This window comes from Maribacter sp. 4G9, from assembly GCF_002742265.1.
In the GTDB taxonomy this organism is placed as follows: Bacteria; Bacteroidota; Bacteroidia; order Flavobacteriales; family Flavobacteriaceae; genus Maribacter.
Genome location: NZ_MDGL01000026.1, coordinates 38403 through 54168 on the forward strand (window position 1 = coordinate 38403; position 15766 = coordinate 54168).

The following is a 15766-nucleotide window of genomic DNA, read 5'->3' on the forward strand; positions in this document are numbered from 1 at the left end:
GCCTATCATTTCTTGAAGCTTAAAAGGTGTTGTCGTATCTCTTTGGCCAGCTGGGCCGTTTCCTCTGCCAACTTTGGGTTCCGCTTTCGGAACATGTTGGTGATCAACTTGAAGTTCCGTTGGTATTTGACCAATAGTTTATAGGCCTCTATCTGTTCGTCCGTCATCCTTTCAATTATCCTATCATCGAATGCGGCTCGGCGGCAGTACTCACTGAGGGAAAGACCGCTCTTTCGGGCCTTGACCTTCAGCAGTTTCTTCTCGTAGACCGAGCATCGGAACTGGACGAACTCATTTTTCATTTTTATTTTATTCTTTGCGACCTTCGGGAGCCAAAGCAAGATTTGTCATGACAATGACACATCTTGAATTCGTTTCCGAACTTCATCTTCAGTGCTTTTTACCATCCATTCGTTCATATCCTTGAAACCCTCATAGAGGAAGGATATATCCCTACTGTTCGGGCACTTTTCCAATAAAAGTTCCGTCATCTCCATCCCTGTTCTATCCCTGTCAAGAAATAGCTCTACGTTTTCATATTCCCCTATTTCTGCAATCATCCGTTTAACAAAGGCCGTGGAGTTCAATACCAAAAGATCATGGGTTTTATGAAGTTCTGGTCTAAGTTCCAACAGGGAGAGCATATCGAACATGCCTTCCGTAACGGCCAATTTCTTTGATCTGTTCCCGATCATCGTAACATCCTTTGGTGACGTGGACCCCTTCCCATATCTGTTTCGCAGTTCCCAACCTTCCGACCTGTTCCGGAGTCCTATTCCAAAGTACCGCCGTCCCTCAAATAGATAATGAACCTCTTTACAAATAGTCGATGCCGTTGCAATGGAAATTCTCCGTTCAAATAGATAGTTTAACAGCCCGCAATGACGGATAGTACGTGCATGGATAACCTTTAGTCCTTCATCTTTCCGGCTGCCGTTCGAGGGCCGCTGTTGAAAAGAAAAAAAGCTCTGGTCCTGTTCAAAAAACATTAATGCTTCCTTTACCGACGATTTGGTGATTTTACACACCAAATCGATAACATTGCCTCCGATTCCTTCCCCATGGTCGTACCATCTATTGAGTTTCTTGGACACCTTGAAAGAGGCTTGGGTCTCGGTCCGGAACGGGCTCAGGAACCAAGCTTCTTTTTCAGTCGACCTGGTCGGAAAGTGCCCGAGTTTTGCCAGCGCTTTTTCGATGGGAAAAGCTCGGGCTCTTTCACATGTTAACTTGTTCGTTCTTTCTTTTTTCATAAGCCGAATGGTTTTGGGTAAATTTTTGATATTTTGATGAAAAACTATCGGAAAGCCAGTATTTGCAATGGTTTCCTTGGCATCGTTTTCTTCATCGATTCATCGTTTTCATATTTTTCTGTTTTTTTCTGTCATCGTTTTATTTTTTGATGAACAAATGATGATATAATGATGACGGCCTCGACACCGATAGCCATTGGGAACAGCTCAATCCGTCATCGGTTCATCGAAATTTTCAAGCAAAAAGGATTTTTCCACGGTAAAGTAGCGGCCCTTGGCGTCCAACAACTGCATGGAGGCGTCCTGCCAGATGACCGGTTTTTGATAGCTCAGGGAATTGTCCCTGTTCTCCAATTTCCAGTCCCTTTTCAACAGCCTTCTGAGTTGGGTCAGATCGGTCCTTATCCGTGTCCGGTTCAACAACTGCAATGCATCCAAGGGGCAAAGGTGTATTTCCTCGGTATCGAACTGTTCCATGGCCCCAAGAAGAATCGTGGCAAGTTCCTTTTCAACCCTGTTCCGATTGTTCTGCACCAACTTTCTTAATGCGGCCGTTCTAATCTGTTTTGGGGTAAACCACATTCTAGTGGTATGCCCGGACGATAACCGCCGTTTTTGCAGATAATGCAGGAAGGCAGGTATTTCGGATACGAGTTGCTGGAGGAAATCCGTTTTCTCCTTTTTGAGCGTTGGTATCTTCAGTACCCAAAAACGGGTCTCGTTCCCGTCTATCTTGATAAAATTGTCCTCGTTGTTGCTACAAAGGACGAACTTGCCGAAGAACTCCACTTCCCGTTTGTCCTTTCCCTTGGCTTCCAGTTTGTTGATATTGGTCGTGCTCAGGTACTTGATGCGCTCGGTAAGCTCTTCCTTGTTGAACAATACCTCGTCGATACAGATGAGCAGCTTGTTGGCCCAGTCCGCATTGAACTGGCTGCTGAAACTGTCATTGGTCAGGTAGGTCATATTGTTCTCGAAGATGGCCTTCAAACACTTTAAAAAAGTGCTCTTGCCCGTGGAACGTTCCTTGGAGACCAGGCAGAGAATGGGCAGTACCTGTACCGGTTTTGTATAAAGTAATTGTAGGTAGTCCAGTCCCAGTTCAAACTGCTTCCCGAAAATATGTTCTACAAAATTTAACGAATGTTGACAATCCCCATTTTTAGGGATGGCCGGTAACGGGGAATAGGTATTGTAGAACCCCTTATATTCCTGTTTGAAACCGATGTGGCTCGGGATACAGGTGAAGCCATCGTACTTGGGCACCTTGCCCAGGTAGTCCTTCCCGTGGTCCTGGCGGATGGTCTCGATGTTCCAATGGACCAAGATCTCGTTGAAATGTCCGGCGATGGTCGGTGCCTGTACCAATTTGTAGTACGAAGTGCCCACCCTTAAATAAGGAATTGATTTCATATGATAAGGTTTTAGAGGCCAAAGGTGATTCCCGAGGCGTATGATAGATTGATAAAATCCAGGATCGGTATTACCTAACGAAGAGGTTCCGCTATAGTTCCGGTTTCGGGAACGGGTCTGCGTTCGTTCTGGAGCAGCCAATCGACGATCTTCTTCCTTTCGAAAAAGATCAGTTTTCCGTTGGGCTTGGAGTGCGGGATATGCCCCGCTGCGGTAAGTTTGTACAGATAGCTTCTGGATATACCCGTATAGTCACAGGTTTCCTCAAAGGTCAGTACCTCTTTATTGGCCATCAACAGCCTTTCCAAACGGTCGAGCCGTTCGAGTATCAAAAAATTGTCCATTTTGTTTCTTTTTGGATTAAAAAATGAACAAAAGCGCTTTTGTTTTCTTATAGAGAATTCCTGGTATAAAGGTAAAGAGAAGGAGGTGTCCAAGTTAGGCCGATCAACTTATCTTATTCACAAATATTTGATATACAAGTACTTGTATCGAATCAGAATAAATGAAACCAAATAGTATAAGGTAAATAAAATCTGGTTTCAAAACGATTCAAATGGTACCGTTTGCGTTTTTCTAAAAACGAAGGGATTCTGGAGTTATCAACAAATGAGATTGAAAGATTAAGAAAATAGGGGCTTAAAAAAGCAAACTTTCTTGTTTGAATGTTTCTAGTTTTAATGCCTTCAGCAGAAAGCTAAAAAAATTGGAAAAATACTTTCCTGAAAACAGTTAAATTAATGGGATTTAAAACCATTTTCTTTCAAAAGAATCTAGTTACAAGAGCTCTTTCAGTTAAATACTAAAAGAAAATTTGTCAAGCAATATTCTTTCTATTTAGCAAAATTTAATAACATGCAATAATAAAATATGTTGGGTAACAGAGGAAAATTCAACCGTATTTAAAAAGCTCCTTGAAGCTAAAGAATATTCTCTCGGCAACACTTAAGTCTTCGGTAATAATCTCAGCATTTCCAAGCATCTCCTGATCAAAGCCAATGTCTATATCATAAGACGTTAAAGTACCTTTGGGCAATGAAATGTAAATCGCATAATTGCCGTGAGTATCAGGAGAAATTGAAATATTCTTAACCTTACCTAAAAGCATTCCGTACTGCTGATAAGGGAAGTTGTCTAATTTCACTAAAACTTTCTGCCCAATATTAACCTTCCCGGCATTCTGTGATGGAATTATCAACTGGCCGACCAAATTGATGTTTTCAATAGGTAGGGTGGAGAAAAGAACATCTCCATTCTTTACGAATTGGTTAACACCCCAATACTGTTGGAAACTAACAATGCCCCTTATTGACGATACCAACAAATAATTATTTTCCCAATCTAGAATTGCTTTTTTCAAGAGATTATAAGATTGGGCTAAGTTTCTCGAAAGCCTCGTTCTATCTTCTTCCTTATTTATATAAGTAGTTTTTAATTGTCTATTAGCCGAAGAAATGGCCTCTCTCATTTGTGAAATAGAAATAGCCATGTCACTTATATTCTTCTGCATTTGGATGAACTCCAATTCTTTGGATTCGTATTCCTGTTGAGAAATCACACCTTTATCAAATAGCTCTTTATACCTTTTAAAATCCGTCAGTTTCAGTTCGAATTCCTGTTCTAAGAGTTTCTTTTGGGTAATCCGATCAACTAAGCGAATCTTGATTTCGCTCAACGATTCCGCATCTCCTCTCAGTTGGTTGTTATAAGGTTCAAGGTCTTTCATCAGAGTATAGTCCACATAGCTTTTTTCAAAATTGCCGTAGGCATTTTCAATATCTCCCAAAATAAGATATCTACTATGTTGAATAGGAAATGAAAACTTGGCTAGATCAAACCGTAGGGTATCCAATATTCTTTTAAGGTAAAAGACATCTTCATAATCGGCTGTGTTTTTTATGACAGCCATTGGTTGATTTATCTCAACCGTATCTCTGTCTTTAACGAAAATTTTTTCGAGCTGACCATTATACCGAGCTATGATTCTCTCTGTTGGTTGCTCTGTTGTAATCAAAACTTTAGCTGTAACAAAATCAGGATACCTGATAATAAATGACAATGCAATCAAGAGAACTGCAAATATAAAAATTAACGTAATCCCCCAACGGACTATCCACGCAGGAGGATTGGTCAAAATTTCTTGCACCTCTTCTGACCTTATGTTTAGGCTATTCGACTGTGTATTTTCAGGCATCTTTTTTAATACTTAGTTTTTCCAAGGAAAGTTGATTTTTTACCAAACTATAGTAAATCCCTTTTTGGTTAATTAACGATTCATGATTACCTATTTCTTTTACTTTTCCATTACTTATTACCACAATTTGATCGGCATTCTTGACAGTGCTTAGGCGGTGGGCAATGACAATGGCAGTTCTATTTTTAAAGAATGCATTCAGATTTTTCATAATTATGCGCTCATTCTTTGCATCTAAAGCGGAAGTTGCTTCATCAAAAAATAGAAAATGCGGATTTTTATATACAGCTCTGGCAATTAATAATCGCTGCTTTTGTCCAGTACTCATTCCAATTCCTTCATTGCCGATTTTGGTATTGAAACCTAAGGGCAGTGATTTAATAAAGTCATCAATGTTCGCTGTTTTTGCGGATCTTAAAAGTCGATCTTCGTCAATTGTATTGTAACCCACAGCGATGTTTCCTGCAATCGTATCGTTGAACAGGTATCCCTCCTGCATGACCACTCCCACATTCGCCCGCCAACTTTTAGGGGAAATATCACTTAGGTTATGTTCGCCATGATAAACACTTCCTTTAGTCGGCTCATAGAATTTTAACAGGATTTTCATTAAGGTAGTCTTTCCACTTCCACTAGCGCCAACGATTGCCGTCGTTTTATTTGCCGGGATTGTTAAGCTCAATTTGCTTAAAACATTTTCGTCATTTCCATGGTATCTGAATGCTACATCTTTAATGACAAGGTCATTGTTTAATTCAATATTTGAAATGTATGTTTTGTCTGGATTTTCCTCATCTAGTTTGTCATGGATTTCCCCCAACCTTTCCAAGCTGATTTTGGCATCTTGGGCAGCCCTAATGAAAGTTACAAGTTGGGTAATGGGAGCATTTAACTGCCCTATTATATATTGGATGGACAACATCATACCAAGGCTGATAGAACCTTTGATTACAAGTACTGCTGACATGAACGTGATAAGAATATTTTTCGCTTCGTTAATGAACGAAGATCCTACTTCCTGCGTTTGCTCCAAAGCGAGATTTTGCATATTCACTTTAAATAATCGTGCTTGGACAAATTCCCAACCCCATCTTTTTTGTTTTTCAGCATTATTCATCTTTATTTCCTGCATACCGCTAATAAGCTCAATGACCGTACTTTGTTCCATACTCAATTGAGAAAACCGCCTGTGGTCTAGTTCTTTTCTGCGTTTAAGAAAAAATAAAATCCAACCGATATATAAAAGGCTCCCGAACGCAAATATTAAAAAAATAGTAAGGTCATAGTAGATTAATACTGCTCCAAAAACCAGTAGATTCGCTAGAGAAAACAATGTACTTAAGGTTGAACCGGTCAGCAAATTCTCAATACGATTATGGTCATTGATTCGCTGCATGATATCACCGGTCATTCTTGTGTCAAAATAAGATATCGGCAGGTTCATTAGTTTGATGAAAAAATCGGAAACCAGGGAAATGTTAATACGAGTGCTCAAGTGTAGTAAGATGAAACTCCGGAATACCTCAACACTAGTACGACCAATAAAGAGCATAATTTGAGCCAGGAGAATCAAATAGATGAAGTTGATATCTTGATTTTGAATGCCGACATCTACAATACTTTGAGTCAGAAAAGGAAGAATGAGTTGTAAAAGGCTGCCTACTAGAAGTCCAATACATAACTGAACCAAAAGATTTTTATATTTGAAGAGATATTGATAAAGAAATAGAAAAGAACGTTTATCATTACGCTCCCATTTTTGTTTTCTGAATTTTGGTGTTAGTTCTAACAACAAAGCGATACCTTCTTTCAAATTTTCCGTAGCATTATTACTTATCCAATGAGAAATAAACTCATCCTTTGAATAGGTTATTAGCCCGAAGGCAGGGTCGGAAAGGTAGACAGTATCATTTTTGATTTTATAGACAACTACAAAGTGAGCCTTGTTCCAATGAACAATCAAAGGTAATGGAGCTTCTTTGAGTTTGACATAGTTCATTTTTAGGCCCAATGACTTAAAACCGATAGCCTCGGCGGCATCACTGATTTTGAGTAAATTGCTTCCTGCCCTCGTAGTTTCGGATAGATTTCGAATTTCACGCAAGGAAATAAGTTTTCCGTAGTATTTTGAAATAATCCGTAGACATGTCGGCCCACAGTCTTTGGAATCAGGCTGCCTGTAGAAAGGAAAGGTCTTTTTCATAAACAGAACTTTGTACTAACAAGTAGTAATCGATTATGAACCATAATCGATTAAAAAACGAGCTCGGAGAAGATTTGAAAATCAAATTCTTCTTTCTATTAATATGCGCAAGGAATAACGTTTTCCTTAAATATTAAGACTCTGAACATTTTTTAATTATAAAAGTTGAATACCACAAATTTTGTGTGAAACCAGAAAGACATTTTCAATTTTCAAGGGTGCTCGCAGCTTTCGTATATTATATGAATAATTATAGATGTAAACGTCGCAAATCCATTTGAAGATACTTAAAAAGTGCGTAATATCCTATTGATATATAGTAATTCACCTACACAAATTTTGTCTTTTACTTTAAATATCATATTTGATTTAAAGTACTATATACCCTAAATGAATAGTGGGATAGATAGGCGAATACAAACGATTTAGAATTCGCGCGAACTCAAGAAACTATTGAAAAACAAAGTTATAGGTCAGAGACAATAGCGGACTGTTCAATATGGAAAGTTCGAACGCACCCAACGGACTGTTTCCAAAGACTTCCCCATTTTCGGAACCATTTCGTTGGGTATAATAGATACTATAGGGGTTTTTTCTGCCGTATAGATTATAGATAGTAAACGTCCAATCGCTCTGCCATCTTTTTGATTCCCTTTTTACACCTTTTACGTTCCAAGAAAAATCGAGTCTGTGGTAGGTCGGTAAACGTGAATTGTTACGTTCTAGGAACAAGGGTGCCTGTATTCCTTCTAACGTCACGATTCCATTCGCGGCCGTGTAAGGTCTGCCTGTCTGTGCCGTGAAGTTGAAACTCCACGTATTGTATGGGTTGGATTCGAAATTTATCGTTCCGTTCAATACGTGAGGTCTGTCGAAATCTGAATTGAACCATTGATTGTTATTGATGCGATCGCCGGGCTTCTCGATTTGGGAACGCAAAAGACTTCTAGACCACGTATAGTTGAACCATCCGTTAATTTTTCCAGTTTGTTTTTTGAAACTGAGTTCTACTCCATAGGCCTTTCCTTTGCCCTGTACAACGTCACGATTAATGGTTTCACCAAGAAAAAAATCAGCCCCCGGTTTATAGGTCAAGGTATTGGTAACATCCCTATAATAACCTTCCACGCCCAATTCTATTTTATTGCTATTTAGGTTTTTATACAGACCAAGACCATATGAATCACTTCTTTGGGGAAGAACGTTAGGATCTGAAGTCTTCCATCTAGAAGTCGGTATGGGTGTGGTGCTGTTATAGATATTCTGCAGATATTGGTTTAGCCTGGCATAGCTTGCCTTTAAAGAAGTGGTTTCTCCCAATTTTATATTTAGACCCACTCTCGGTTCCAGACCGTTGTACGTTTTAACGCCTGCCCCTTTTTCAAATTCGGTCGTACCCAATAATTCCCCACTCAAATCATCGAAGAAGTTTTGCGTATAAGGTCCGACGAGTACAAAATGGTTAAAGCGAAGACCTGCGGAAACAGAAAGATTTTCAAAGGGTGTCCAATTGACATTGCCATACCCTCCGAATTCATAACTGGATTCCTTTTCCAGAGAAACGGGCAATACGTCCGCCGAACCTGGATCAAGCTCTCCGGGGTTGATAGTATACCGATTTGCCTGTGCCCCGACATAGTAGTCCAAATTCGAACTCACTTCTTTCGAATATTCCGAGATGAAGCTCAAATAGTTGATTTTCGATTTGTAGGTAACCTCATTATTGCTATCCCGTTCGGGAAAAATGATTTTAGGTGTATAATCACTGGCAATTACTATTGTCTTTAGCCTTGAAGTATCATCAAAGGTATGGGACCAGTTTAACGTGCCATTCAATGTACTGAAGTCGTACTGGTTGTTCTCGGCATTGATATTTTGGATTGCCGTGACCAAATCCAGTTGATAAAAATCCTTTGAATAAAATCCGGTAAAGGTGACTTGATCGTTATCAGAAGGGAGGTATAAAAGTTTAAAGGTGCTATCGTAAAATCTAGCCTTCGTATTTTTCAATCGCTCTGAAAAAATGGGCAATAGAAAATCGGTCACCCCCGCTCGAACTCCTGCCAGTAGCATCAGTTTATCCTTTATTAAAGGGGTTTCCAAATTCAATCTACTCGAGACTAGCCCTAATCCCCCACTAAGTTTTAGTTTATCGACGTAAGGATTATTGACCTTTATATCGAGTACCGAGGTAGCCCTGCCCCCGTAGCGCGATGGAATATTCGCACGGTATAATTCGGAAGAGGATATGGCATCGGGAGTGAAGACGGAAAAAAGCCCGAATAGGTGGGTTGGGTTAAAGACAGGGGCATAATCATATAAGATAAGATTCTGGTCCAAGGAACCTCCACGAACCGATAGGCCGTTGCTGATTTCCCCGGCATTGTTCACACCGGCCAAAAGTGTCATGGCACGGAGCACGTCGAATTCGCCTACCGCGGAAGGAATCATTTTCAACTCCCGAGGTGTTAACTCTACTACCCCCATTTGTGGCAAGGTGAGATTTTCGTTCATTTTCTTGGCTCTGACAATGACCTCCGACAGTTCTTCTTGTTTTTCGTTGAGCGTTATTTCAAGGAAAACATCTTTATTGAGCTCTATTTGATGTACCTCCGTCCAGAAGCCGATATAAGATATCGTAACGCGATAGTTGTCTTCCGGCAGGGAGATGGAGAAAGCCCCGTTGGCATCCGACAGCCCGCCGCAATTGCAAGGAGCAATCGATATTTCGGCATTTTCCATGGACATACCTGTATCTGCATTATCTATTTTTAGCGATAGCTCGTATTCTTGGGAATATCCTATCTGAAAACATACCAGAATAATCAGTACGGAAAAAGAGGTATATGTTTTCATTATCATACTTCTGTATTCTTTTTTTGGTGTAATCGAAACCCTAATTCTCAATCCAACCTTCGGGTTCTATACTCGTCCTGAACCTACCCTCAACACAAGGCGCAATGGTAACGTTAGGGTCGAATGGGGGGCTTGGTTCGACACTTATCGGCGGCTCAGGATCAATTTCATTATCTAAAATGTCCGTTCTGTCTATGAAGATTGAAGCACTGGATGTCGATGTGGCGGTGAACCTACCCAAGACGATTTCATCTTCGTCATTAACGTTATAAATATTCCCTACAACTGCAGCCGGAGGAGGGGCATCGAAATTTCCGTTGTTATCGACCACATCCTTGAGTCTTTTATAATATTGAAATGCATCGAAAGATAATGACAACTGATCCACATAAACTAAAATATCTTCTTTTGTATATAAAAGTACATTGGCGATAGGTAGAGAATTAACCGTATTGCCATTCGTAAATTCATCATCAAATATTTCTATTGATTCATTGTAACGTATAGTCCAACACTCTTCATCGCACTGATATGTAAAATAGGGTGCTACAAACCTAGTTCGGGAATCATCGATACAAAATCCGTCTCTCAAAATACTCCCTGTGCAAACTTTACAAATAAATAGATTCTCGAACGAACGAAAACGCCAGAAATAGTAATTCTTTTCATCAAGAGGGTCAGTGAAGCTAACAGACAATGAATGACCTGGAACGAAACTTTCCGAAGCCTCCCTGAATTGCAATTCACTTTCAAAAGTTGCCGAGATGTCTGAAATAGGAACAGGTGCCAGTACGGTCTCAGGAAATGAGCGGTAGGAAGTTCCATCCGCAAGTGTAACATTTATTTCCCAAGATTGTCCAGTGGTTACTGCAAAATCAAGGGGCGGCACATAGATATCCGCCTGTTCCTGTAAAGGCACAATATCCCCAGTATTCAGATTATTAAAACTTACTGTGGCCCCCTCTTGAAAAATATTTTTAATTAATCCGAATTCCGAACTAGTCCTGTTGATAGTCACATATGATGTGCCAGCGGACGAAGATGCCAATCCCTCTATGACGATGAGGCCGTCCACAAAGTCATATTCGGGAGCTACTGGGTCGATACAGCTAAAAAAAAGTAGGGGAAAAAGATAGAGTAAAGGGATAAAGCGTTTTATTCTATAATATTTAGTGAGCATGAATAAAATTTTATAACGATTGCTTAGACCCCATTTCCACTACAAAATATAAAATACTCGTTTGAATTAATTGTTACCAACTTCAAAAGATTCTTTTAAAGATACTGTTTTAGTTTCTAAATTTTCTCAGCTTTTCAGCAAAACGAAGATAACAACAAGACCTATCTATGGCTTAAAATAAAGTTAAGCATTTTAAAAAGAAGCAGAAATAAAACAAAAAAAAGGTATGTGAACAGTTGTTTTTATACCAAGTCACATACCGTTTCAATTAGTAGCAATACCACATGCCTCCTCGACTAGCGCAATAAGATGGTCCAGATTGACAATGAACTGTCGGCTCGTTCGTGCCATCATTACAAACTACACCGCCTCCAATAACTTTTTTCTGCTCGTTCTTAGTCAACTCCACTCCTAAACTAAACTTTTTCATGATAATGATATTTAAGTTAAACATTCTACTTACGGTAAGATAGTAAAGTAATCATTATCTTACAATAAAATATTGCTAAATCTTATTATATTTGACATAATAATCTTACTTTATAATAATGATATTACTAAAGGCCAACCTTTTTATAGTGTCATATATAAGACGCTGATATTGAAGATTTTCGACTGTAATATGCTCTTCAAAGTGTTCGCTTACTTTCAATACTATTTGTCTAATCTGCTTTTCTTCTTTAATGGACTTAAGTATAATTTCATCAATTCCGTCAAGGTAGGTTTCATGAATTTCAAGACGTTTTACATTGTAATTCAAAGTGACACAATGACTAGATTCTTCTTTTTTAAGAATCTTGTCAAAGGTCTTGAGATGCGGTTCTTCAACTATTAATTTCCAATTCCACTTTAAGTCCAATATTTTTAATCCTTCTGTGTAAATCACTTCTCTATCCATCCAATTACGGGTAAAATGAAAATTTGAAGATTGTCTATACCTATTAAACTCATCATAATATCCGTCATCAGGTATTATCTCATTAATAAGTGTCTCAAATAATTCTCTACATTGTTTATCAAGACTATAGATTTCTTTCAATTGATTTGGGGCATTCTCCTCGTATACCAATTTTATAAGTTCATAATGGGTGTTGATAGGTCTAGAGTAATAGTACTCTGTAGCATCGATAGTTCTTTTGTAAGATTTCAAGAAATCACTTTTAGAAAGTTCTGTTATTCGGTTATCGACTTCTCCCAATGTAGTGTATGGATCTTGAATATCAGTGTCCTCATTAATCCTGATATAATTGTAAAACCTCGTGTTAAGGACAATGTTTTTATCTTTACATAACCTCAGAATATTAAAGTAAAAATTGGGGAATTCAATTTTCAACCTATTGGCCAAATGATCTAGAATATGAGGTAGTTTTTTACAACCCCCAACAAGGTGAATCATTTCAACGTTTGGCACGTCAGCAAAACGAAGATAATCTTGATAGAGCGGGTGTTCGACTGGGGTCGGCATAAAATAAGTAATCGGAACGTTCTCTTCTGTCGAAAGATAATAGAGTGATATCTGTTCAACCAAAAAATTAAGACTTCCTGTTTTGACTAGGTCTAAATTTGTCTTATTCGATTCTATAAAATCTATTGCTTCCTTACAATATTTTTGAATGAATGATATGTTAGACCCACCAATAATCCCCGCATTACTTGAAAATATATTCTTGTGAATATTTACTCCTTTTAAATGGGCAGGTATGACTTTGAAGTTTTTCTCTACTTCGTCCAAAATCTCTTTATTAAAAAAAAGATCCTTCTCAAGATTAGATGCAATAAGCTCAGAGTCAAGTAAGGGTTGAGGGAATCCTTTCCAAAGAAAAACATCCCCATCTACGTGGACAAAAGGTTCCTTCTGAAGACTGTAGGTTCGAATTTTTGCCACTGAAAAAAGTTGCGGATGAATTTTGAACGAATCATCAAAAATTACATGCACATCGGTATAAGGTAATTTAAGGATGTCAATCAATACTTGTTTTCCTGTTTCATCCGTATAGAGCTCCACTTGGTCATAAAGTCTTGTAAGCAACAAACAACTTAGCGACCATGACATCCAATGATACTCCGGCGAAAGCCAACCTGCGCGGATTTCCAAAGGAGATTGGTTTTGAAACGTTCCGCTCCAAAAAGTCTGAACTATTTTCACATAAAAACTTATTATATGTACATAATATACCTTTTAAAAGTAAGAAAAATAGTATATTTTTAATAAATGCATTGTAACCGGACTCCTACTAGTTCTGCAGATTAACATAACACCTACGAAATGGAGTTTTACAAAATCGCCAATGACTTTCTAAACTCAGCGGGAGTAAGTGTTAGCATAAATTACCTGAGAGAACGTCTGGAATCACACCCGCAATACCCCGCCCTTATATCACTTACTGACATTTTGGATGAATTTCAAATTGAAAATACTGCCATTCGTATACAACAAAAGGAAAAATGGAAAGAGTTGGAGACTCCGTTTCTAGCTCACGTCGTTTTCGCGGATGGACGAACAGATTTTGAGCTAATAAGTAGACAAAAGGATGTCGGTTCCGTAGAGTGTTTTTTAGGTAGGTGGACGGGTATCGCATTGACTCTTGGAGCAAATAAGAAAATCAAGCATGAACAGCATAACGAACAGTATAAAAAAGAAAAATCTAGTAGAATAGTAAAACGGAGTATTATATCATTGACAACATTGCTTTTCGTCATAAAGCAAATGATATTTTTTAATCCAGTTGTATTTACCCATTTCATGCTTTCAATTATTGGCTTGGGAATATCTTGCGCAATTATTGCCCGTAGTATGGGTCTAAAAAGTAACATTGCGGAATTGTTTTGTAAAATAGAAGAATCCGGGTGCAATAAGGTCTTGAATTCTAGACTTGGTAGGTTTGCGGGCAATATAGGATTGGGAGATATCACCGCCATTTTTTTTGGTAGCCAGATGATTTACATGACCTTCTCAACTCATTTTGAAACTTCGCAAAATCTTATCCTTTTATCATCGATTCAGGCATTCGCATTTGTCTTCACCCCCGTATCCTTAATTTACCAATGGCGATTGAAATCTTGGTGTAGGTTATGCCTCACAATCGTAGCCATCATATGGGCGCAATCGGCGAATTTTATTTGGCATCTTTTCATACTGGAATCTTATTCACTTGAAAAGATACACCAACCGTTAGAAACATATCTTTTATTTGCCATAAGCATATTTTTTGCGAGCTTTTGGATTATTGTAAAGCCATTAATAATTAAGGAAAGGGAAAATCTACCTCAAAAAATTAGAATTAGGAAATGGCGACAGGATCCCGGTTGGTTCCATGCATTGTTACCACTACATAAAAGAATCGATGATACCATTTGGGATAAGGAAATTTTCTATGGCAACCCCAAAGGGTTATTGCAAATAATAATTGTAAGTAATCCATATTGCGAGTATTGCGCAACTGCACATTCTGAATTGGATGCAATTTTAAAAAAGCACCCTGAGGATATTGGAGTCCGTATTCGCTTTACACTTAAGTCATATACTCCAAGTAATGAGAACTATAAAGCGGTCTTTGAAATTCTTAACAGCTATGAACAGCTTGTTTGGAAAAGAAAGTTGGATCATGAAAGTGAGTCTATGAGAAGAATCATTTCAGATTGGTATGAGCATCCTGACCTATCGGTTTGGAAATACCACACACACCATTACCAAAATCACAATATAATTGATGGTTTAATTAAAAAATCGATTGCCTGGGCTCGAGCTATGGAAGTGCATCAGACACCGGCATTTTTCATAAACGGCCATGAAATGCCGAACCCTCACACTTTTAGGGACCTGTTTTTATTTATTTCAGACTATATCGAAATTCTACGCAGGGAAAATTCCGTTTTACCCTAATCATATTTTTGTCTTTTTCAATAACTGAGAACATTTTAAAAGAAGTGTATTATTAACAAATTGAGTTTATATTAATACATATTGGAGAGATTCCCTAAAAAGCCATTCTAAGAATCACCCTTCTCAATCTAGACGACTTTTATTTAACGTATCTCATTTCTGATGTTTTAAAGTAGTTTCGGTAATTTACCTTTTATGGCACTTAGATTCCTTAGCTAATACTGAAGTTGAAGAAAAATATATGTAATCCCTTTTCAAAAAATCTATACTATGAAGGGTGAAAAAAACATCAAAACGGACCAGTTTGTATCAAATAATTACAAGGTTAATTTAAAACCAAGTTTGCGTGCAAATTGAGTGCAAATAAAAAAGGTTTCAAAAGTAAAACTCTTGAAACCCCTGTGTTTATTGGTGGAGAATACCGGATTCGAACCGGTGACCTCTTGCCTGCCAGGCAAATTAGGATTCCTAGGTAGAAATGTCACTAAATGAACCATTGAAAGGTCTTAATATCATAGTTAAATAGGTCGTCTATTTAAAATCTTGACTTCTTTACATGGCATAGACCAATTTGAAATTCTGTCGTTTTGAGGCTTTTTAATATAGAAGTGGTTTAAACTTTTATTTTTTTCTTTTTCTTGAATTTTTTCAACGCTATCGCAATGAATGCCAAATAGTTGAATCCTTTCCAGCTTTCGGTGGTCGTATCGAACCTGTTGAGCAGGGAACGGTAGCTGTCCATCCATGCATTCGCCCTTTCCACGGCATATCTTTCATCGTATAG

General features: G+C 38.3%; 10 protein-coding genes and 1 pseudogene. 1 reads left to right on the forward strand and 10 read right to left on the reverse strand.

Annotated features, from left to right (window positions below):
- Positions 1 to 5: 5 nt before the first annotated feature.
- The 9 genes from mbpA to BFP75_RS03055 form a co-directional block, all read right to left on the reverse strand.
- Positions 6 to 341 carry a mobilization protein MbpA gene (gene mbpA, locus BFP75_RS03015; RefSeq protein WP_240531679.1) on the reverse strand — a complete coding sequence of 112 codons (336 nt, stop codon included), beginning with the start codon at positions 339 to 341 and terminating at the stop codon, positions 6 to 8.
- 6 nt (positions 342 to 347) lie between these two features.
- Positions 348 to 1253: a toprim domain-containing protein gene (locus BFP75_RS03020; protein WP_099543191.1), complete on the reverse strand. Its 906-nt coding sequence runs from the start codon at positions 1251 to 1253 to the stop codon at positions 348 to 350.
- A 207-nt stretch (positions 1254 to 1460) separates the two neighbouring features.
- Positions 1461 to 2666 carry a primase-helicase family protein gene (locus BFP75_RS03025; RefSeq protein WP_099543192.1) on the reverse strand — a complete coding sequence of 402 codons (1206 nt, stop codon included), beginning with the start codon at positions 2664 to 2666 and terminating at the stop codon, positions 1461 to 1463.
- A 74-nt stretch (positions 2667 to 2740) separates the two neighbouring features.
- The gene (locus BFP75_RS03030; RefSeq protein WP_099543202.1) at positions 2741 to 3010 is read right to left on the reverse strand and encodes a helix-turn-helix domain-containing protein; all 270 of its coding nucleotides are present in this window, start codon (positions 3008 to 3010) and stop codon (positions 2741 to 2743) included.
- A gap of 548 nt (positions 3011 to 3558) precedes the next feature.
- Positions 3559 to 4860: an HlyD family secretion protein gene (locus BFP75_RS03035; RefSeq protein WP_099543193.1), complete on the reverse strand. Its 1302-nt coding sequence runs from the start codon at positions 4858 to 4860 to the stop codon at positions 3559 to 3561.
- Positions 4853 to 7063, reverse strand: a complete 2211-nt coding sequence (locus BFP75_RS03040) for a peptidase domain-containing ABC transporter (RefSeq protein ID WP_099543194.1) — start codon at positions 7061 to 7063, stop codon at positions 4853 to 4855. The genes BFP75_RS03035 and BFP75_RS03040 overlap by 8 nt, the downstream gene beginning before the upstream one ends.
- Before the next feature lie 450 nt (positions 7064 to 7513).
- On the reverse strand, positions 7514 to 9919 hold the full coding sequence (locus BFP75_RS03045) for a TonB-dependent receptor domain-containing protein (protein WP_240531680.1): 2406 nt from the start codon (positions 9917 to 9919) through the stop codon (positions 7514 to 7516).
- A 40-nt stretch (positions 9920 to 9959) separates the two neighbouring features.
- On the reverse strand, positions 9960 to 11099 hold the full coding sequence (locus tag BFP75_RS03050) for a DUF4249 domain-containing protein (RefSeq protein WP_099543196.1): 1140 nt from the start codon (positions 11097 to 11099) through the stop codon (positions 9960 to 9962).
- 535 nt (positions 11100 to 11634) lie between these two features.
- The gene (locus tag BFP75_RS03055) at positions 11635 to 13245 is read right to left on the reverse strand and encodes a DUF6734 family protein (protein WP_123803310.1); all 1611 of its coding nucleotides are present in this window, start codon (positions 13243 to 13245) and stop codon (positions 11635 to 11637) included.
- 120 nt (positions 13246 to 13365) lie between these two features.
- On the opposite strand from BFP75_RS03055, the gene BFP75_RS03060 reads away from it, so the two are divergent.
- Positions 13366 to 14982: a thioredoxin domain-containing protein gene (locus tag BFP75_RS03060; protein WP_099543198.1), complete on the forward strand. Its 1617-nt coding sequence runs from the start codon at positions 13366 to 13368 to the stop codon at positions 14980 to 14982.
- Between the two features lie 613 nt (positions 14983 to 15595).
- On the opposite strand, the pseudogene BFP75_RS03065 reads toward BFP75_RS03060, so the two are convergent.
- Positions 15596 to 15766, reverse strand: a pseudogene (locus tag BFP75_RS03065) (IS5 family transposase); the annotation flags it as partial.